Source organism: Kribbella sp. NBC_00382 (assembly GCF_036067295.1).
In the GTDB taxonomy this organism is placed as follows: Bacteria; Actinomycetota; Actinomycetes; order Propionibacteriales; family Kribbellaceae; genus Kribbella.
This window is the reverse complement of sequence record NZ_CP107954.1, coordinates 342,860-362,295: the sequence shown is the minus strand read 5'-3', so window position 1 is coordinate 362,295 and position 19,436 is coordinate 342,860. Positions and strand designations below refer to the sequence as shown.

Here is a 19,436-nt window from a genome sequence, read left to right as displayed (position 1 = left end):
ATCCCAGAGCCGCGCCACCCCGTCGGAAGGGGTATGACGATTCAGGATGTAGGTGTGACCGACGCACTCGACCTCCCCGCGATCAAGGCGGCCCGGCAGGCGCGCAAGGAGTTCCTGGACCGGTTGGAGCCGCTCCGTCGCGACCTGTACGCCTACTGTCGCCACCTGACCGGCAATGCCTTCGATGCCGAGGACCTGGTCCAGGAGTCGCTCACTAGAGCCTTCACCCAGGCAGCGCAGGCGCACAGCCCGATCGAGAAGCCACGGGCCTGGCTGTTCCGGGTTGCCACCAACACGTACGTCGACAGCTACCGCAGGCGCCACCCGGTGCCGGCAGAGCTCCCGGACTCAGCAGCACCGGCTACTGCTGACCCGGTCGAGGTCCGGGACGCATGGAAGGAGTTGGTGACCTTGCTGCCGCCGCAGGAGCGGGCTGCCTTGGCGTTGAAGGACCTGTTCGGGTTCACGCTCGCGGAGACGGCCGACGTACTCCGTACTACGCCTGGCGCGGTCAAGGCCGCACTACACCGGGGGAGAGGACGGCTGGAGGCGCCTGATCGCAGTACTGCGCTCAAGGTGCGGGCTGAGCCGGATAGGCGACTGCTGGACGCAGTAGCTGAGGCGTTCACCGCGTACGACGTACCGAGGCTCACTGCGCTGCTACTGGCGGATGCGGACAGCGAGATCCTCGGCATGCTCACGGAGGACGGGGCGGAGCAGATCAGGAGCGGGTCGATCGAGCACACGCTGGACCCGAGTACGCCGTACCGGTACGCGGCGACTGTGGAGGAGGTGTGGGGTGAGGCCGTGCTGGTCATCCGGAGAGTGGAGGACGGTGTGGCGGTGGTCAACGACCTCATGCGGCTCACTACCGAGGACGGGAAGGTACGGAGCATCCGCTGGTACTACTTCTCGCCGAACTTCCTCACCGAGCTGGCGGAGACGCTGGACGAACCCGTACTGCTCAACGGTCACCACTACTGAGGGCGGATGCCGCAGGTAGTCCGCGCGGCGGATGTCGGGGCGGGTGGAGGCGTCCTACGTTGGTGACATGTTGATCGCAGAGGACCTCGCGCTGCTCCTGTACGACGACGAGAGCGGGAAGCCCGTCACCGGGTCGCCCGGGCTCGACTATGCGCTCGGTGGAGCCGTGCTGATCGAGTTGACGCTGCTGGGCAAGGTAGACATCGCCGAGGCCGGTGACACGGTCAAGGCCGGGCGGTTGAAGGTACTGGACACCACGCCGACCGGGGACGCCGTACTGGACGAGCGGCTCGCTCTGCTGGCGACCAAGCCGGGTGCCCGGCCGAAGGACCTGATGAAGAAGCTGTCCAACAACCTGCGCTACCAGGTGCTCGCCAGGCTGGCGGAGCGCGGCGTGCTGGAGCAGGACAAGGGCAAGGTGCTCGGCCTGTTCCCGGTCACCCGCTGGCCGGCCAAAGACGCACGGCATGAGGCAGAGGTCCGTACCGGCCTGGACAACGTCCTGAAGCTGGGCACCCAGCCTGACGAGCGCACCGCAGCACTGATCGCCCTGCTCAGCGCCCTGAACGTAGTCCCGAAGATCGTCACCGGCGCCGTGGACAAGAGGGCCCTCAAGCAACGCGCCAAGGAGATCTCCGAGTCGGACTGGGCCGCTGCCGCTGTCCGCAAGGCCGTCCAGGAAATGCAAGCAGCAGTAACCGCAGCCATCGTCGTAGCCAGCTCTGCCGGCGCCGCAGGCAGCTCCTGACCTGAAAGACGAAGAACCGCCGTCGAGGAAGCCTCGACGGCGGTTCTTCAGAAGAATTACTCCGCCTGGCAGTTCACCTTGCAGGTTTTGTCCACCAGGGTCAGGTGGGCACCAGGGTCTTCGGTGTCGGTGGTCTCGGTGGACCAGTCGATCTGCCAATCGCCGATCGTCGTCGACCGCTCGACGGTGCCCAGGTTGCCGAACCAGTCCGTGAACGGGGTCCGCGGGTTGATGTGCGCGATCTCCAGCACCTTCGGCAACTGCTTGCCGACCTCGTCCCGGATCGCGGTGAGGTTCTTGCCCGTCGCGTGCAGCGACACCACCGGCGGCCGCGGGTGGGCCCCGGTCAGCACCCAGACGGCCACTGTGCCCGAAGTACAGATCGCGTACGTGCCGTCCGCCCCACACTTGTACCCGCCCTTGGCCAGCCCCGCGACCACCTGAGTCGCGGTGAGGTCAGCGAGTACCGGGTCGGAAGGCTTGTCGCTGGGCTGGGACGCAGGCTCGGTGGTGGAGCCTGCGGAGGTCTCTCCCGAGCTCGGCTGAGGGGAATCGGAGGTCTTCTTGTCGTCCGATCCGGAGCAGGCCGTAGTACCGATGAGCAGGGCAGTGCTCACCAGTGCGACGGCGACCCGCTTCAGACCGGCACCTCGATCGCAGCATCGAGGGCGATCGTGATCATCTCCGAGAAGGTCGTCTGCCGCTCCTCGGCGGTCGTCTCCTCCTTGGTGATCAGGTGGTCCGACACGGTCATGATGCCGAGCGCCCGGCGGCCGAACTTGGCGGCCAGCGTGTACAGCGCCGACGCCTCCATCTCGATCCCCAGTACGCCGTACTCCGCCGTGCGCGACACCAGGTCGGGCCGGTCGTTGTAGAACAGGTCGCCCGAGAACACCTGGCCGACATGCACGTTCAGTCCGGCCGCCTCGGCCGCGTCCACCGCAGCGCGCAGCAGCTGGTAGTCGGCGGTCGGCGCGTAGTCGATGCCGTGGAAGCGCAGGCGGTTCATCTGCGAGTCGGTGCTCGCCGACATCGCCACGATCACGTCGCGGACCCGGACGGCCTCGGTCAGCGCACCACAGGTACCGACCCGGATCAGGGTCTGTACGTCGTACTCGGCGAACAGCTCGTTCGCGTAGATGGAGGCCGACGGCTGACCCATGCCGGAACCCTGCACGGAGATCCGCTCACCCTTGTAGGTGCCGGTGAACCCGAACATGTTCCGGATCTCGGTGTAGCAGGTGACGTCGGACAGGTAGGTCTCAGCGATCCACTTGGCCCTCAGTGGATCCCCGGGGAAGAGCACGCGTGGCGCGATCTGCCCCTTCTCGGCGGCGATGTGAATACTCATGCCGGGATGCTCTCATGGTGGCCAGTCGAGATACGTTGAAGCCGTGGCTTATTCGATCGTTCCTGGTTCCCTGTCGCTGTCCCGCTCCGTGCTGGACCGAGCTGCTGACCGACGGCGAGACGTGGAGTGGCTGGAGAAGGCGTGGGCCGCTGCAGACACCCAGGTGGCGCTGGTGGCCGGCGACAAGTTGGCAGTAGTCGAGGACCGTACGGCGCTCCGCCTGGTACCGCCCGCTGCCGCCCCTGACGGCATCCGCATCTTCCTGGGCATCGACCGTGTCGCAGGAGCCGGGATGACGGCCGACGGGCGCGCCGTGTTCGCAGTACTGGTCAGTGAAGAGCCAGACGACTCGTACGCCGGCCTGCGCGAGGTTGGCGGAGTACTGGACGACCGGGAGGCCGGGATCGCGGTCAATGTGGTCGGGCTGGGCAACTGGCACGCAGTACACACCCACTGCGCCAACTGCGGAGCCCATACCGAGGTGGTCGACGCAGGCCACGTACGGCACTGCCCAACCTGCGGCCTCAACCACTTCCCACGCAGCGACCCGGCGATCATCGTGCTCGTTACCGACGACCAGGACCGAGCACTACTAGGCCGCAACGAGGCGTGGCCCGAGGGCCGCTACTCCACCCTCGCCGGCTTCGTAGAGCCCGGCGAATCCCTGGAGGCCGCCGTCCGCCGAGAGGTCTTCGAAGAAACCGGCGTGGTCATCGGCGAGGAGATCGAGTACGCCGGCAGCCAGCCCTGGCCGCTCCCGTCCAGCCTCATGCTCGGCTTCTACGCCAAAGCCACCGGCTACGCCATCAACGTCGACCAGGACGAGATCGCCGAAGCCAAATGGTTCAGCCGCGAAGACCTGGCCGCCCTGGTCGAAGCCGGCACCATGGCCCTCCCCGGCAACATCTCCATCTCCCGCCGCCTCATCGAAGGCTGGTACGGCAAAGAACTAACCGGCAGCTGGTAGCACGACGGCCGGGCGAGTCTCGTTGGCAGCGGCTCGCAGACTCAGCGCGAGCCAGCAGTAGAGCAGGCTCCACACGGTGAGCGCCGCGATGCCCACCCCGTCGCCCGCGAAGGACCGCAGCAACAGGGCGATGACAAAGAACGTTCCATTGACCAGCAGCGGCAGTGCGAAGCGGGATCCGGTACTCCGGAGGGCCAGTCCGCTGCCGACTGTGCCGACGGCGATGAGTATGCCGCTGATGGCATAGCCGGCGTTGAGCGCCGTGAGCACCGGCGCGTCCAGATCCGTCCGGGCCACCAGACCGGACCACAACTCGCAGGCGGCGACCGCGACCGTTCCCACCGCGGCGACCTTGGCGAGCGTCGATGCCGGGCCGGTCGTGCGTCGAGCTACCTCGAGGTAGCCGACGACGATCAACAGGTGCGAGACCATCAGGCCGACCGACATCCACAGGAACGCCGTCGGCTGGACCGGATGAGACCACGTGTGCGATCCCTCGTCCGTCGTGATGCTGCCGAGCGAGGCGCCTCCCAGCAACGGGAGCACCGCCCCGATCATGACCAGAATCCATTTGCGCATGACTCCACCCCTTCCCCCGAGCCCGATGATTCGAAGGTAGCGAGCGGCGTACGGCGGTGTTGATCTGTTTCCGCGCAGGAAACGGTTCAGTTCTCGAAGGCCAGTGCCGCCCGCGAGATGGAGTCGGTGAAGTCGGCCATCAGCTCGATCGCGGTCCGGAGTTCCGGGCGGAGATCGTCGCGGCGATGCTGGCTGTAGTAGTACGTCGGCGGTACGCCGGTGAGCCCGATCCGCTTGAGCTCGGGCGGAAGGTTCGCGGTCAGCGCCACCGGTACGACCGTCACCTCGCGCCCGAGCAGGATCCGCTGGGCGACATGCGCGGTGTTCGACGCGTCGATGGGGACGAGGGTCGCCTCGTCGAGCGGCCGGACGTCGGCCAGTACGAACGGAAGCATGTAGTCGTCGGGCAGCCCAGGGCTGAGCAACATCGGCAGCCGGGCGAACTCCTCAACGGCGACCGCGTGCCGCCGAGCCAGCGGATGCCGCGCGCTGATCAGACCGACCCGGTAGGTCTGAGACAGCCGAGTCGACTGCACCTGAGGCTCCGCCGAGGCCCCGAAGGTCAGCACCAGATCCACCTCAGAGCCGAGCAGATCCGGCGTCAGCCTCGGAAAGGCAGTCGGTACCGACTCGATAGCGACCCCAGGATGCGTGTGCCGCAGAGCCAACTCCAACGTCGCCAACGCCGCAGGCAACAACGGCGCCACCACTCCCACCCCGGCCGGTACTGCCAACCTCAACGTGCTGTCGGGCTCACCCGCTGCGGCAAACCGGGCTGTCTGCGCAGTCCGCAACAACTCCGGCGCCACCTGCACGAACCTCCGCCCAGCAGGCGTCAACCCCAGAAACCCACCCGAGTCCCGCTCGATCAACGGCACCCCGAGCACTGCCTCCAATCGCTGAATCCGCTTGGTGACAGCCGACACCGAAATCCCCAACTCAGCAGCAGCCCGCCCAAAATGCCGCTGCGCCGTCACCACGACAAAACTCTCCACCGCCCCCAACTCGAATTCCACGCCCCAAGGTCCCACGGCGCCCGGGCTACTCACCAGCCACCGGCCACCCCCGCGAGTCGCGTGGGGAATCAGTTCAGGCGACGAGCTTGTCGGCGATCTGGGCGATGCTCGGGTTGGTCATCGCGGTGCCGTCGGGGAAGACGATGGTGGGGACGGTCTGGTTGCCGTGGTTGACCTTCTCGACGATCTTGGCGGCGTCCGGGACCTGCTCGATGTCGACCTCGGTGAACTCGATGCCGGCTCGCTTCAGCTGGCCCTTCAGGCGGTGGCAGTAACCGCACCAAGGGGTCGAGTACATCGTGAATGCCGCCATCGTGGCTTGCTCCGTCTCTGCGTGGGGACGGGCGCCGGAAAACTGTCCGGGCGCCCGCATAAGGTGGCTCTACCTTGTAGCCCAACCCCGTCGGTCGGAGTGCTGTTCCCGCATGTCTCAGTCCGTGAGCAACATCACGCAGGCCGTCGCCGGCAAGTCCGCCGACGAACTGCTCGAGGCCCTCGACCCCGAGCAGCGTGCCGTCGCGACCGCCCTGCACGGGTCGGTCGTGGTGATGGCCGGAGCAGGCACCGGCAAGACCCGCGCGATCACCCACCGGATCGCGTACGGGGTCCGCACCGGCACCTACGACCCAGCCCGTGTGCTCGCGGTGACCTTCACCCAGCGCGCTGCAGGCGAGATGCGCGGCCGGCTCGCTCAGCTCGGCACCAACGGCGTCCAGGCCAGGACCTTCCACTCGGCCGCGCTCCGTCAGGCGAGGTACTTCTGGCCGAAGGTGTACGGCGGTGAGCTGCCGCCGATCATCGACCGCAAGTTCCCGCTGCTGACCGAGGCGGCCTCACGCTGCCGCGTCCGCGTCGACACCCCAGCCCTGCGCGACCTGGCCGGCGAGGTCGAGTGGGCCAAGGTCAGCAACGTCCGCCCCGACGACTACGCCAAGCTCGCCCCGCAATCCGCCCGCGCCCTCGCTGCCTTCGACCCCGCCACGATCGCCCGCGTCTTCGCGGCGTACGAGGACGTGAAGCTCGAGCGCGGCCGGATCGACCTGGAGGACGTACTGCTCTGCGCGGTCGCCATCCTCGCCGAGGACGAGCGGGTGGCAGCCGAGATCCGCCGGCAGTACCGCACCTTCGTAGTAGATGAGTACCAAGATGTCAGCCCGCTGCAGCAGAGCCTGCTCGACCTGTGGCTCGGCGGCCGCGAGGACGTCTGCGTGGTCGGCGACCCGGCCCAGACCATCTACTCCTGGGCAGGCGCCGACCCGGCCAACCTCGTCCACTTCGCCCAGCGCCACCCCAAAGCCCAGGTGATCAAGCTCGTCCGCGACTACCGCTCGACCCCGCAGATCGTCGAGGTCGCCAACAAGGTCCTCGACGCCGCCGGCCCGTCCGGCCTACCCGGCCGCGTCACCCTCCGCTCCCAGCGCGACCCCGGCCTGACGCCGACCTACCGCGAGTACCCAGACGAGGTCGCCGAGGCCGACGCGGTCGCCCGAGCGGTCAGCCGCCTCCAAGACGCCGGTACTGCGCTGCGCGACATCGCGATCCTGTTCCGTACCAACGCGCAGTCGGAGAATTTCGAGCAGGCCCTCGCCGAGCGCAAGATCCCCGCGATGCTCAAGGGCGCCGAGCGGTTCTTCGAGCGCGCCGAGATCCGCCAGGCCGCGGTACTGCTCCGTGGCCAGGCCAAGGCCGGCGACAGCGGGGGAGACCTCGTGGACACCGTCCGCGCCATCCTCGGCGGAGCGGGCTGGAAGCCGGAGCCGCCGTCCGGGGCCGGCGCGGTCCGGGACCGCTGGGAGTCGCTGGCCGCCCTCGTCACGATGGCCTCCGACTACAAGGCCACCCACCCGGAGGCGGGGATCGTGGAGCTGGTCGCCGAGCTCGACCGGCGCGCGTCGATCCAGCACGCGCCGCTGGCCGAGGGGGTCACGCTGGCGACCCTGCACGCGGCGAAGGGCCTGGAGTGGGGCTGTGTCTTCATCGTCGGCGCCCACGAGGGCACGCTCCCGATCACGTACGCCCAGACGCCGGCCCAGGTCGAGGAAGAGCGGCGGCTGTTCTATGTCGGCGTGACCCGGGCGAAGGGTCAGCTCGCGGTCAGCTGGTCGACCTCCCGCTCACCCGGCGGCCGCGCCAGCCGCGGCCCGACCCGTTTCCTGGACCCGATCGGCGTCCGTACTCCGCGCTCTGGCGAGCGTGATCCGTCACCCCGAGCCCGTACTCCGCGCACCGAGCGCTCCGACGTACCGATCCCGAAGTGCCGCGTCTGCGGTCGCGGGCTGACCGAGCCGGCCGCCCGCAAGCTCGGCCGCTGCGAGGACTGCCCGTCGACGATGGACCAGGCGCTGTACGACGCCCTCTTCGAATGGCGCGCCGACAAGGCGGCCGAGGAGTCGATGCCGGCCTTCGTCATCTTCACCGACGCCACCCTGACCGCGATCGCCGAGGCCCGGCCGACGGACGAGCGCGAGCTGCTCCGGATCACCGGCGTCGGCCGCACCAAGGCGATGAAGTACGGCGAGTCCGTCCTCAACATCTGCACCCGCTGACTGTCCAGCCTTCAACTACCTGGCCTTCGGGGCAGCGCGGACTGCCACAAGTGGAAAAGCCGTTGCAGGGTTGGCCGCGCGCGGCGACACTCGAGGAGCAGGTTTTTCTGCTGCTGGCAGACGACGGATCGGCAGGTGGCATCTAGTGGCCACGGGCAACGATCTCGGAGGGTGTCAGGAGTGCGCCGGAGCGTGCCGGACCGGTGGCTGGGCAGCGAGTTTCCGCCGGACAGGCGGCAACTTCCGGCCAACTTCGAAAACCTGGATTAAATAGTTTGCGGCCTCCGGTGAGGTCGGCGTACTGTTCTTTCTGCGGTCGAGGGCTGGCCGAAAACTTCAAACCATAGCGATGAGCTTGCCGCTCACTTCGCCACAACGAGAGGAGGTGCCTTGGAAATGGTCAACATCACGATGAAGCCGAACGGCGTCAGCGTCGCGCTGCCGTGCGCCCAGATCCAGGGTGCCGCCCTGTCGTCGCGTCTGCACGTCGAGACCGTTGTGGTGCTCGCCAATGACAACACCGCGATCAAGGGCGGAGCTGTCGGCGATGCGAAGTACGGCGGTCAGGGTTCTCGAGCATGGAGTCCACCGGTCTGACACCAAATGTCAGCCGGCACCTCCAAGGCCGCGGAACCCTAACCAGGGTCCCGCGGCCCTTTTGTTTGTCCCAAGAGTTTGGCGGCACCAACCGGTGGCCGTCGAAGACAGCAAGAGAACTACAGCAAGACAGTCACTAGGAGGTGACCGGAATGAGCGTTAGCTTCCTCGATGCCTTCACCGAGGTTGCAACGTCGCAGGACCTGCCCTGTCGGTCCTACGCGCCAGAACTCTTCTTCGCCGAATCGCCGGCGGACGTCGAGTACGCAAAGTCTCTGTGCAACACCTGCCCGCTCCAGGCCGAGTGCCTGGCCGGAGCGCTCGAGCGCTCCGAGCCGTGGGGAGTGTGGGGAGGCCAGCTGTTCGTCCAGGGTGTGGTGGTCGCTCGCAAGCGGCCCCGCGGACGTCCACGCAAGTGCGACACCGTGACCGCAGCCTGACAACTCCTGCCAGACGACTCCATCCATCCCGAATCGAGACTCACAGCTATGAAGACCCAGACTTCACCCAGGAGAGTTGAAATGCATTTACTTCAAGAAGATCTCGCCCGTGCTCATTGTCGATCGATCCTGATCGACGCCGAGCAGAACCGGCGCTTCCGTCTGGCGACCCAGCTCGCCAAGGCGCAGAAGCAGGCCGAGCGGGCCACGCGGCGCGCGGAGAGGGCCAGTGCAAAGGCACGCCTCACCCTCGCCCGTATGGTCTGATCCACCCCCGGTCGCCGGCGCGCTAGGAGCCAATCTCCAGCACAGCGCGCCGGCCCCGAACTGCACCACCGAAGCTGACACCCCGAGAGGCGGCATCTAGCGGATGCCGCCTCTCGGCACGTCCAAGCGGCTTTCTAGGCCAGGTGCGCCGAAGCGCACGGATCGTGGCACGCTCAGTCTCCTGCAGAAGCAGTTCTCTGCAACAAAGCTTGTTGTAGGCCCACCAGAGTGATCCCACTGACGATTTCGCGCCGGGCGATCATCGCCGGTACGTCGGTCAGCGGGATCCACTCGATCCGGTCCGACTCGTTCCGCTCGGTGGGCTCACCGATTCGTACCGCTGACGTGGCGCGGAAGACGTGATGCGCCGAATCCATGATTCCGGCGGCGGGTTCGGAGTACACGAGCTCCTCCAACCCGCTGACCCGCCACCCGGTCTCCTCCTCGACCTCGCGAGCAGCCGCCTCGGCCGGTGACTCATCCGGCTCGATCAACCCCATCGGTAGCTCCCACGCCCACCGATCGGTGAGAAACCGGTGCCGCCACATCAACAGCACACGGCCCTCGTCATCGGTGACGACCGCCGCCGCGACGTGCTTCAACCGGACCGCGTGGTAATCGATCCGCTCTCCGTCCGGCTGCTCGACATCGAGCTTGCGAACGCTCAGCCACGGGTTCCCCCAGGCCTCGGTCTCTCCATGGATATGCCATCGCATGACCGCGAGCCTACGGGTGCAGAATTGGTCCTATGACCAACCCGAGCTGCGCGTTGTGCGGCACGCAAGCACCGACCGAGGACCTGCCGCTGACCTGGGTGACCTCGGTCGAGAACGGCCGCAAGCTCCTGTACTGCGACCGCTGCGCGCGCGAGAACGTCCGCAGCATCGAGGGGAAGCTCGACAGCGCCTGGTGGTGACGGCCGGCGTGGTGACGGCCGGCGCCGACCGCTGAAGCTAGAGCGCGTCGGCCTCGCTGAAGCCCGGCAGGAACTCCTCGAGCACCGACCGGAACGGCGCCTCGGTGTCCAGCTGGGAGAGCACCGCGATGCCCCCGATCCAGACCCGGTGGATCAGCAGGTACGACGGCGGCAGGTTGATCTTGAGCCCCATCGTCGCGTTCGGGGAGCGGAAGTCGCTCGTCCGGTTCGCCTGCGCCCGCATCCACGCCCGGTTGAACTGGAAGTACTCCTCGCGGGCCGGCTCGGCGAACGGCGCCAGGTAATCCATCAGCTGGTCCGGGTCGATGTCCATCCGCGGCTTGATGAAGCCCTCCGCGCGCAACCCCTCCAGCACGGCGTTGCCGTCGCCCTGGAGCGAGATCCGCAACAGCCGCCCGATCGCCGGCGGCAGCCCGTCAGGCAGTCGCGCGCAGAGCCCGAAGTCGACCACCCCGAGCCGCCCGTCGGGCATCACCCGGAAGTTGCCGGGATGCGGGTCCGAGTGCAGCAGCCCGGCCAGTCGCGGCCCGCTGAACATGAACCGGACGTACTTCAGCCCGATCTCGTCCCGCTCTTCCTTCGTACCGTCGGTGATCACCTTCGAGAGCGGCTTGCCCTCGATCCACTCGGACACGATGACCGTGGGGGAGTGCTTGATGACGCGTGGCACGACGAACTCGTCATGGTCCTTGAAGGCATCGGCGTACTGCTGCTGGGCCTGCGCCTCGCGGTCGTAGTCGAGCTCCTCGCCGATCCGCTCCTGCAGCTCCGCGACGAGCGGCTTCATGTCGACGCCGGGGACGAGTGCACCGAACGTACGGGCGAAGCGGCCGAGTTGCTTGAGGTCCGCCCGCAACGCCTCGGCGGCGCCCGGGTACTGGAGTTTGACCGCGACCTCGCGGCCGTCCTTCAGGATGCCGCGATGCACCTGGCCGATCGACGCGGCCGCCGCGGGCAAGTCGTCGAACTCCTGGAACCGGTCGCGCCAGCGTTTACCCAGCTCGCGGGACAGGATCGTGTGCACGGTCGAGGCCGGCATCGGTGGCGCGGAGTCCTGCAGCTTGGTCAGCGCGGCCCGGTACGGCGCCGCGAACTCCTCGGGCATCGCCGACTCCATCAGGCTCAGCATCTGCCCGAACTTCATCGCGCCGCCCTTGAGCTCACCCAGGACGGAGAACAGCTGGTCGGCAGTCCGGCGCTGGAACTCGGCCATCACCGTCTCGGCCGGCGCGCCGCCGATCCGCTTGCCCAGCCCGACGGTCGCGCGCCCGGCGGCACCCAGTGGCAGGCTGGCCAGCTTGGCGGTGCGGCTGAGGGCTTTGCGGGGGAGGTCGGACACGCTCCCCATTCTGTCCGGTCACCCAAGCGGAACCCCAGCGGGGGCACCGCGAGTCGGATCACAGGACGTGAAGGTTGACTAACGACGGAGGGGCGGAGGTGGACCCGAAGGTCGCACCGCCGCCCCCACGACTTGGTGCGTCAGGCCTTGCCGAGGATCCGGTTCAGGTTCGTACCGCACTCGGGGCACTTGGCCTTGGCCATGCGCGTGCCCTTGTCGTTGACCTTGACCTCGCCGTCGGCGGTGCGCTTGGCCTTGCACTTGACGCAGTAGAACTCGCCGCTCCAGGTCTCTGCCATGAGGGCCCTCTCCTTGCTTGATACCAGCCGAGGCTTTGCCCGGCCGTCGTGGATGCTTTCGGCAGACCGTCCTGCCGTAGGCCGTTCGGCCCAATCGGGATTCACCCTACGGCAGGCTGAGAGTGGCTCAAGTCCATCTCCCGCTCCGCGTGCCGCTTGGAAATCGCTTTCCGTGGTCTTCGGCGACGCGGAACAGGCTCCCGGTTGTCCGCCTTCGGAACCACTCGGCTTCCCCTCCGAGTGGCCCCGGAGGCGGTCCGGGAGCCTGTTGGACCTGACGCTAGGAGGTGCCGGCCGCGCTGACAAGTCCGGGTTGTCCACCCCTGTGGATAAACCTGTGTGCAAGCTGTGGGGCGCGCCGGTCGACACTGTGGACGAGCGGGGGAACAGGATGTGAACAACCAGCGTCCACCGATTCGCCAACTGGGGTCTGACCTGCGGAAACGTCAATTCACAGGATGTGGACAGAAGAAAGTTGGGGGATTCAGGCGGTACGGTCTGAGTCATGGCCGACTCTCCACCGCGCCCGATCCCGCCCTATGTGGACATCCGTCGCAGCAAGCGGCGCAAGCGGACCGTCAGCGCCTACCGGGACGGCGAGCGGGTGATCGTCCTGATGCCCGATCGGCTGTCCGCCGCCGAGGAGGCGCGCTGGGTCGAAACCATGCTCCAGCGGCTCGAGAAGCAGCGCAGCAAATCCCGCGTGTCGGACGAAAAATTGTTGGCCAGAGCACACGATCTCGCGTGTCGGCACCTCCCAGAAGTGCCCGAACCTGCGTCCGTGAGGTGGGTTTCGAACCAAAATCGACGGTGGGGATCCTGCACTCCGGCCGACCGATCCATCCGTTTGTCGACCCGTTTGCAGTCGATGCCGGCCTGGGTCGTGGACTACGTCCTGGTCCACGAGCTCGCCCACCTGGTGGAGCCGTCCCACAACGCAGCGTTCTGGGAGCTGGTCCACCGCTACCCCAAAGCCGAACGCGCCGAGGGCTACCTAGAGGGCATCTCCGCCGCCTCCACCCTCGACCTAGAGGACTTCTGACCACCCCGTACGCCGGTACGCCAGGCGCTCCGCGTTCGGTAGTACTGAGGGATCACCCCCAGGGGTGAGCCGGGGGTAGAACGGCTCGCCGACCGACCGCTTGAGCGGGTGGTCGCACGCTGGGTCTGGTTACCACCACGTTCCGTCAGGTGGTACGACATAGCCCGCCACTCGTACTTAGTACGGGAACGTCCTGAGCCCAGGGTGGGGTGGGGCTGGCACCAGGGTGGAGTCGGTGGCTTCCTGCATGGTGGCGGGTGCCCGGCTTAACGAATGCTGAGAGGCGTAGCCAGCAGACGGCGTCGGGCCGGGCTGGGAGGGTGCGTCCAGAGGCGGGCGCAGAGGGGTAGGAACCACCATGTCCACTTCCAGGGGACAACTCACGGTGCGGGCCGCACGCTGGAGTGCCACCCATCCGTGGCGCGCGATCGCCATGTGGGTGGTCGTAGTCGTGGCGTGTTTCGCGCTCGGCAATCTGACCGGGACCAAGGAGTCGAGCAACGAGGGCGACATCGGCGAGGTCACCCGCGCCGACAACATCGTCAAGTCCGGCAACTTCCCTGACCACGACGTCGAGAGCGTGCTGATCACGCCGCACTCGGGACAACTCGACCAGGCGGAGGCGAACAAGGTCGCCGGCGTGGTGACTGAGCGAATGCGCGCCCTCGGTGGGGTCGCGGAGGTCGCCAAGCCCACCCTGTCGCCGAAGAAGGACGCGCTGATCGTCCAGGTCACGCTGAAGGACGGCGACGACGACAACCGGGTCCAGCCGCTGCTCGACACGACCGCCAAGGTCCAGCAGGACTTCCCGGGCCTGCGGGTCGAGGAGGTCGGCGGCGAGTCCATCGACAAGGCGCTGAACGAGACGCTCGGCAAGGACTTCCAGCGGGCCGAGATCTTCAGCCTGCCGGTGACCCTGATCATCCTGCTGATCGCGTTCGGCGCACTGATCGCCGCTGCGGTACCGCTGCTGCTCGCGCTGTCAGCCGTCGCCGCCGCGATCGGATTAGCCGCGGCCGCGTCACAGCTCGTACCTGCGGTCGACGCGGTCAACAGCGTCATCCTGCTGATCGGTATGGCGGTCGGCGTCGACTACTCACTCTTCTACCTCCGCCGCGAACGAGAAGAACGCGCCAAGGGCCGCGGTCACGTCGACGCGGTCGAGATCGCGGCAGCGACCTCCGGTCACGCGGTCGTGGTCTCCGGTACCGCCGTCATCATCTCGATGGCCGGGCTGTTCCTGGCTCGCGACGCCGTCTTCTCGTCCTTCGCCGTCGGCTCGATCCTCGTGGTCGCCGTCGCGGTGGTCGGCTCGCTGACCGTGCTCCCCGCGATCCTCGCGAAGCTCGGCCGCTGGGTGGACCGCCCGCGCATCCCGCTGCTGTGGCGCCTGACCGCGAACAAGTCGCAGCCGCGCTTCTGGCCGACCGTGCTCAAGCCGGCCCTGAAGCACCCGATCGCCACGCTTCTGGTTGCTGTGACCGCTCTGCTCGCGGTGGCCTCGCCTGCACTCGGTATGACGCTGAAGTTCCCTGGTACGGAGGATCTGCCGCGCGACACGGCGGTGATGAAGGCGTACGACCGGCTGACGGTGGCCTTCCCGAGCACGGGGACCAGCCACGAGGTCGCAGTACGGGCGCCTGCCAACCAGCAGCCCGCGGTGAAGGCAGCCTTCGCCGATCTGATCAAGCGGACGCAGTCGGACAAGCTGTTCGCGCAGGACGGTCTGGAAGAGCCGAAGGTCTCGGCCGACGGCAGGGTGACGGTCTTCGAGGTCGCTACGCCGTACGAGGGTGGAAGTCAGCAGGCGCGTGATTCGCTGACCAAGCTGCGCAAGGAACTGATGCCGGAGACCTTCGGCAAGGTGCCGGGCGTCGAGTACGCGGTCGGCGGGTTCGTGGCGGCTGATGTCGACTACGCCGCGCACACCCGGGCGAAACTCCCACTGGTGATCGGCTTCGTCCTGCTGCTGACGATGATCGTCATGATGATCACCTTCCGGTCTGTGGTCGTCGCCATCACCGCCATCGGTCTCAACCTGCTGAGCGCCGGCGCGGCATACGGCGTAGTAACAGCCGTCTTCCAGAACACCTGGGCCGAGGGCCTGTTGGACTTCCGCTCCAACGGAGCAGTCGTCTCCTGGCTGCCGCTGTTCCTCTTCGTGGTCCTCTTCGGCCTCTCCATGGACTACCACGTCTTCGTAGTCAGCCGAATCCGCGAGTCGGTACTCCGGGGAGTCCCCACCAAGCAAGCAGTTGCCGATGGCATCACCGGCTCCGCAGGCGTGGTGACCAGCGCGGCCGCCGTCATGATCGGCGTCTTCGCAGTCTTCGCCACCCTGAGCACCCTGGACATGAAGCAGCTGGGCGTAGGCCTGGCGGTGGCAATCCTCATCGACGCCACCATCATCCGAGCCGTAGTCCTCCCCAGCATCATGACCCTCCTGGGCGACGCCAACTGGTGGGCCCCCAAGTGGCTCCGAGGCAAGCAGGCCAAGCACGCCACCATCCCCACCCCCGAACCCGAACGGGAACTAACCCCCGTCGGCTAAACCCCCACCCCAAGAGGTCCCGCTCGCGAACCCGCGAGCGGGACCTCTTGCCATCAGCAACAGATGGTCCCGGCTGCAGCGGCTGAGCCCGTGCGGAGCGAGGGTTCGCTCGGCTGGCTATCGGCTTATTGCGCCGCTGACGTGATGCTTCCTGCCAGCGGTACAACAAGGTGCTAGCGGCGGGAGGAGGCGTGGGCGTGTTGAGAGGGGTGGGTTGGTTGAGGCGGGAAGCGTCGGGGTGCGGGATGCTGGTTATCCGAGCGGTGCGGGCCGGGTGAGCTGGAGGGTTTATGTTCGAGCGGTGGCGGCGTGGGCCGGGGTTGAGTAAGAAGGATCTCCGGGACCTCAAGCACCTGCGGGCGTACAACGAGAAGGAAGAGCAGGCTCGACGGGCTCGGCGTGCTCCGTTGGAGGATTTGCCGCCGTTGGTTCGTGAGTTGGTGGGGTTGGGGCAGGCGACTGCCTTCAGGGAAGGTACGGCGGGTCACCGCCGGGCTCGGGAGATCGGGGGGATTCTCAACGAGGCAGGCGGGATCGGGGCGATGCGTGACGCGTACGAGCTGGTCGCCGACTGGATCCCGCAGGAAGTCCACACGCTGCAAAGCACCTGGAACGGCGTCGGCGACTGGCAGGCTTAGACCGTGGGCTCCAGGCGGACCGTCAGGCCCTTGGCTACTGGGGTGTTGCTGCCTTTGGCCAGGTCGTCGGCTGACATGAGGACATTGGTTTCGGGGTAGTACGCCGCTACGCAACCGCGAGCCGTGGGGTAGGAGACCAGGCGGAAACCCGCAGCCCGGCGTTCGACGCCTTGGAACTCGCTGACGATGTCGACCCGTTGCCCGTCCTCAAGACCAAGCGCAGCAAGATCCGAAGGGTTGACGAAAACGACCTCGCGGGTGCCGTGGACGCCGCGGTACCGGTCCTCCATCCCATAGATCGTGGTGTTGAACTGGTCATGGCTGCGCATGGTCTGCAACAACAGACGACCCGGCTCGGTCGGCAACCAGGACAGCTCGTTCGCGCTGAACTGTGCCTTGGCGTCCGACGTTTTGAAGACGCGCTTGTCCCGCGCAGCATGAGCCAGCAAGAACCCACCCGTCGCCTGCAGCCGCTGCTCGAAGTCTTCGTACCCATCGCAGACCCGGCCGATCCGCTGCCGGATCAGGCTGTAGTCGTCCGCGAAGTCCGCCCACGGGATCTCCCCGATCTCGGGAACGACCAATGAAGCCAGACCGCAGACGATCGCCACCTCCGACTTCAGCTCGGGCGCCGGCGGCGTCAAGTTCCCCGTCGACAGATGCACGGCACCCTGCGAGTCCTCGACCGTCACCGACTGCGGCCCAGCCGGAGTGTGGTCATGATCCGTACGTCCGAGCGTCGGCAGGATCAACGCCTCGCGCCCAACCACCGTGTGAGACCGGTTCAGCTTCGTCGACACATGCACGGTCAGGTCACACCGCCGCAGCCCCTCGGCCACAACCTCGGTGTCCGGCGTCGCCGAAGCAAAGTTCCCGCCCATCGCAAAGAACACCCGCACAGCACCCTCACGCAACCGATGCACGGTCTCCGCCGCATCGATCCCGTGCTCCCGCGGCGACGTGAACGAGAACTCATGATCCAGCCGATCCAGGAACGCGTCCGGCATCCGCTCCCAGATGCCCATCGATCGATCACCCTGTACGTTCGAATGCCCCCGTACCGGGCAAGGCCCCGCGCCCGGCTTGCCGATGTTTCCCTGCAGCAGCAGCACGTTCACGATCTCGGTGATCGTGGCCACCGCCTCGCGATGCTGCGTCAGCCCCATCGCCCAGCAGATCACCGTCGCCTTCGACTTGATGAACCGCTGCGTGAATTCCTCGATCTCAGCCCGGGTCAGCCCACTCGCCTGCTCAACGGCAGCCCAGTCCAGCTCCGCATTGTGCTTCGCGTACGACTCGTACCCGCTGGTGTGACTCTCGATGAAGGACTTGTCCAGTACGGTCCCCGGCGCCGCCGCCTCGGCCTCCAGCAACAAGTGGCCGACAGCAAGGAACAGGGCCTGGTCGCCACCGATCCGGATCTGCAGGTGCTGGTCGGCCAATGCCGTTCCCTTGCCCACCCAGCCGGACGGCCGCTGCGGGTTCTTGAAGTTCATCAGCCCCGGCTCGGGCAGCGGGTTCACCGAGACGATGTCGGCGCCGTTCTTCTTCGCGATCTCCAGATGGCTGAGCATCCGGGGCGCGTTGGTGCCCGGGTTCTGGCCGACCACGACGATCAGCTCGGCCTCCTCGAGCATGTCCAGCGTCACCGCGCCCTTGCCGCTGCCGATCACCCGCGACAGCGCAGTACCGGATGATTCGTGGCACATGTTGGAGCAGTCGGGCAGGTTGTTCGTTCCGTACGCGCGGACGAAGGTCTGGTAGAGGAAGGCGGCCTCGTTGCTGGTCCGGCCGGAGGTGTAGAAGACCGCGTCGTTCGGGTCGACGAGGGCCTTGAGGTGCCGGGCCACCACGTGGAACGCCTCGTCCCAGCCGACCGGCTCGTAGTGGGTCGCGCCCGCCCGCAGCAGCATCGGCTCGGTCACCCGGCCGAGCTTGCCGAGTTCGAACTCGGAGATCTTGCCCAGGTCGTCGATCGAGTGCTCGGCGAAGAAGGCCCGCGGCACCCGCTTGCGGGTCGCCTCCCAGGCAACCGCCTTGGCGCCGTTCTCGCAGAACTCGGCAGCGTGTTTGCGCTTGCTGTCGGGGTCCGGCCAGGCGCAGGACGGGCAGTCGAAGCCGCGGTCCTGGTTCATCTTCAGGAACACCTTGCCGGTCCGCGCCGGCCCCATCTCCCGCAAACCGAACTTGAACGACGAGAGCACGGCGGGGACGCCGGCGGCCTTCTTCTTCGGCTGTTCGATGTCGACCATGGTTCAACTGTAAATCGTCCTATCACCACGAGCAGGTTTGATAGCTCTCGGTGTGGCTGGGTGGTGCCCGGCCCCATGAACCAACGCCGCACTGTGTGACGTCACGCCATAGTGCGCGGCGGCGCGGATTTCTAGAGTCCTCGGCCATGGAGACCCGTCGAGCCCTCGTCACCGGAGCCGCGTCCGGCATCGGCGCCGCCTGCGTCCACCGCCTCGCCGCGGACGGCGTACAGGTCGTCGCGGTCGACCACGACGCCGAGGCGCTGAGCAAACTGGCCGCCGAAGGCATCGAGACGATCACCGCCGATCTGACCGACCTCGACGGGCTGGTAGGCCTGCCGACCGACATCGACATCCTGGTGAACAGCGCCGGCATCCAGCAGGTGGCGCCGCTCGAGCAGTTCCCGCCCGAGCGATTCGGGTACCTGCTGCGCCTGATGCTGGAGTCCCCGTTCCGCCTGATCCGGCAGACCCTGCCGCACATGTACGGCCGCGGCTGGGGCCGGATCGTCAACATCTCCTCCGTGCACGGCCTCCGCGGCAGCCCGTTCAAGGCGGCGTACGTCGCGGCCAAGCACGGGCTCGAAGGCCTCAGCAAGGTGGTCGCCCTCGAAGGCGCCCCGCACGGCGTCACCAGCAACTGCGTCAATCCGGCGTACGTCCGTACGCCACTCGTGACCGCCCAACTGGCCGACCAGGCGCTCGTCCATGGCCTGACCGAGGCCGAAGTACTCGACAAGGTCCTGCTCGAACCGGTCGCCGTGAAGCGCCTGATCGAGCCGGAAGAGGTGGCTGAACTGGTCGCACTCCTGTGTGGACCCGCCTCGGCCTCACTCACGGGGAGCTCGCTGGTCCTCGACGGCGGCTGGACCGCCCACTAAAC

At 67.2% G+C, this 19,436-nt stretch carries 21 protein-coding genes; 12 read left to right on the top strand and 9 right to left on the bottom strand.

Features of this window, described 5'->3' with window-relative positions:
* Positions 1-54: 54 nt before the first annotated feature.
* The gene (locus tag OHA70_RS01720) at positions 55-984 is read left to right on the top strand and encodes a sigma-70 family RNA polymerase sigma factor (protein ID WP_328327734.1); all 930 of its coding nucleotides are present in this window, start codon (positions 55-57) and stop codon (positions 982-984) included.
* 67 nt (positions 985-1,051) lie between these two features.
* Positions 1,052-1,732, top strand: a complete 681-nt coding sequence (locus OHA70_RS01715; RefSeq protein WP_328327732.1) for a GOLPH3/VPS74 family protein — start codon at positions 1,052-1,054, stop codon at positions 1,730-1,732.
* 56 nt (positions 1,733-1,788) lie between these two features.
* Here OHA70_RS01715 and OHA70_RS01710 read toward each other — a convergent pair whose 3' ends face one another.
* Together OHA70_RS01710 and deoD are read right to left on the bottom strand one after the other, a co-directional pair.
* Positions 1,789-2,349 carry a hypothetical protein gene (locus tag OHA70_RS01710; protein WP_328327730.1) on the bottom strand — a complete coding sequence of 187 codons (561 nt, stop codon included), beginning with the start codon at positions 2,347-2,349 and terminating at the stop codon, positions 1,789-1,791.
* A gap of 20 nt (positions 2,350-2,369) precedes the next feature.
* Positions 2,370-3,083, bottom strand: coding sequence for a purine-nucleoside phosphorylase (gene deoD, locus OHA70_RS01705; protein ID WP_328327728.1), 714 nt, complete (start codon positions 3,081-3,083; stop codon positions 2,370-2,372).
* Positions 3,084-3,126: 43 nt separating this feature from the next.
* On the opposite strand from deoD, the gene nudC reads away from it, so the two are divergent.
* Positions 3,127-4,050, top strand: a complete 924-nt coding sequence (gene nudC, locus OHA70_RS01700) for an NAD(+) diphosphatase (RefSeq protein WP_328327726.1) — start codon at positions 3,127-3,129, stop codon at positions 4,048-4,050.
* On the opposite strand, the gene OHA70_RS01695 is transcribed toward nudC, so the two are convergent.
* The 3 genes from OHA70_RS01695 to OHA70_RS01685 all read right to left on the bottom strand — a co-directional run bounded on the left by OHA70_RS01695 (position 4,033) and on the right by OHA70_RS01685 (position 5,958).
* Positions 4,033-4,629, bottom strand: coding sequence for a hypothetical protein (locus OHA70_RS01695; protein WP_328327725.1), 597 nt, complete (start codon positions 4,627-4,629; stop codon positions 4,033-4,035). The genes nudC and OHA70_RS01695 overlap by 18 nt on opposite strands.
* Before the next feature lie 86 nt (positions 4,630-4,715).
* Positions 4,716-5,645, bottom strand: a complete 930-nt coding sequence (locus OHA70_RS01690) for a LysR family transcriptional regulator (RefSeq protein ID WP_328327723.1) — start codon at positions 5,643-5,645, stop codon at positions 4,716-4,718.
* Positions 5,646-5,718: 73 nt separating this feature from the next.
* Entirely contained in the window at positions 5,719-5,958 is a 240-nt protein-coding gene (locus tag OHA70_RS01685; RefSeq protein ID WP_328327721.1) for a mycoredoxin, read from the bottom strand.
* Between the two features lie 112 nt (positions 5,959-6,070).
* On the opposite strand from OHA70_RS01685, the gene OHA70_RS01680 reads away from it, so the two are divergent.
* The 4 genes from OHA70_RS01680 (at position 6,071) to OHA70_RS01665 (ending at position 9,495) form a co-directional block, all read left to right on the top strand.
* A complete protein-coding gene (locus OHA70_RS01680) occupies positions 6,071-8,191 on the top strand; it encodes an ATP-dependent DNA helicase UvrD2 (protein ID WP_328327719.1) in 2,121 nt (706 codons plus the stop codon).
* A gap of 396 nt (positions 8,192-8,587) precedes the next feature.
* A complete protein-coding gene (locus OHA70_RS01675) occupies positions 8,588-8,788 on the top strand; it encodes a hypothetical protein (RefSeq protein ID WP_328327718.1) in 201 nt (66 codons plus the stop codon).
* Positions 8,789-8,940: 152 nt separating this feature from the next.
* Positions 8,941-9,228 carry a WhiB family transcriptional regulator gene (locus OHA70_RS01670; RefSeq protein ID WP_328327716.1) on the top strand — a complete coding sequence of 96 codons (288 nt, stop codon included), beginning with the start codon at positions 8,941-8,943 and terminating at the stop codon, positions 9,226-9,228.
* A 48-nt stretch (positions 9,229-9,276) separates the two neighbouring features.
* Positions 9,277-9,495, top strand: coding sequence for a hypothetical protein (locus OHA70_RS01665; RefSeq protein ID WP_328327714.1), 219 nt, complete (start codon positions 9,277-9,279; stop codon positions 9,493-9,495).
* 173 nt (positions 9,496-9,668) lie between these two features.
* Here the strand turns inward: OHA70_RS01665 and OHA70_RS01660 are convergent, their stop codons facing one another.
* Positions 9,669-10,211 carry an NUDIX hydrolase gene (locus OHA70_RS01660; RefSeq protein WP_328327711.1) on the bottom strand — a complete coding sequence of 181 codons (543 nt, stop codon included), beginning with the start codon at positions 10,209-10,211 and terminating at the stop codon, positions 9,669-9,671.
* A 32-nt stretch (positions 10,212-10,243) separates the two neighbouring features.
* On the opposite strand from OHA70_RS01660, the gene OHA70_RS01655 reads away from it, so the two are divergent.
* Positions 10,244-10,411, top strand: a complete 168-nt coding sequence (locus OHA70_RS01655; protein ID WP_328327708.1) for a hypothetical protein — start codon at positions 10,244-10,246, stop codon at positions 10,409-10,411.
* A 37-nt stretch (positions 10,412-10,448) separates the two neighbouring features.
* Here OHA70_RS01655 and OHA70_RS01650 read toward each other — a convergent pair whose 3' ends face one another.
* Both OHA70_RS01650 and OHA70_RS01645 read right to left on the bottom strand, forming a co-directional pair.
* Positions 10,449-11,780 (bottom strand): ABC1 kinase family protein, encoded by a 1,332-nt coding sequence (locus OHA70_RS01650; protein ID WP_442913865.1) that lies wholly within the window; start codon positions 11,778-11,780, stop codon positions 10,449-10,451.
* Between the two features lie 131 nt (positions 11,781-11,911).
* Positions 11,912-12,070 (bottom strand): DUF5679 domain-containing protein, encoded by a 159-nt coding sequence (locus OHA70_RS01645; protein WP_012922897.1) that lies wholly within the window; start codon positions 12,068-12,070, stop codon positions 11,912-11,914.
* Between the two features lie 505 nt (positions 12,071-12,575).
* Here OHA70_RS01645 and OHA70_RS01640 point away from each other — a divergent pair.
* From OHA70_RS01640 to OHA70_RS01630, 3 genes are all read left to right on the top strand, one after another.
* Positions 12,576-13,112, top strand: coding sequence for a M48 family metallopeptidase (locus OHA70_RS01640; protein WP_328327704.1), 537 nt, complete (start codon positions 12,576-12,578; stop codon positions 13,110-13,112).
* Positions 13,113-13,470: 358 nt separating this feature from the next.
* On the top strand, positions 13,471-15,663 hold the full coding sequence (locus tag OHA70_RS01635) for an MMPL family transporter (RefSeq protein WP_328327702.1): 2,193 nt from the start codon (positions 13,471-13,473) through the stop codon (positions 15,661-15,663).
* 290 nt (positions 15,664-15,953) lie between these two features.
* Complete coding sequence (locus OHA70_RS01630; RefSeq protein ID WP_328327700.1) at positions 15,954-16,301, top strand: hypothetical protein; 348 nt, start codon at positions 15,954-15,956, stop codon at positions 16,299-16,301.
* On the opposite strand, the gene OHA70_RS01625 is transcribed toward OHA70_RS01630, so the two are convergent.
* Positions 16,298-18,553, bottom strand: a complete 2,256-nt coding sequence (locus OHA70_RS01625; protein WP_328327698.1) for an FdhF/YdeP family oxidoreductase — start codon at positions 18,551-18,553, stop codon at positions 16,298-16,300. The genes OHA70_RS01630 and OHA70_RS01625 overlap by 4 nt on opposite strands.
* A gap of 146 nt (positions 18,554-18,699) precedes the next feature.
* Here OHA70_RS01625 and OHA70_RS01620 point away from each other — a divergent pair, with 146 nt between their 5' ends.
* The gene (locus OHA70_RS01620; protein ID WP_328327697.1) at positions 18,700-19,434 is read left to right on the top strand and encodes an SDR family NAD(P)-dependent oxidoreductase; all 735 of its coding nucleotides are present in this window, start codon (positions 18,700-18,702) and stop codon (positions 19,432-19,434) included.
* The last annotated feature ends 2 nt before the right edge of the window (positions 19,435-19,436 follow it).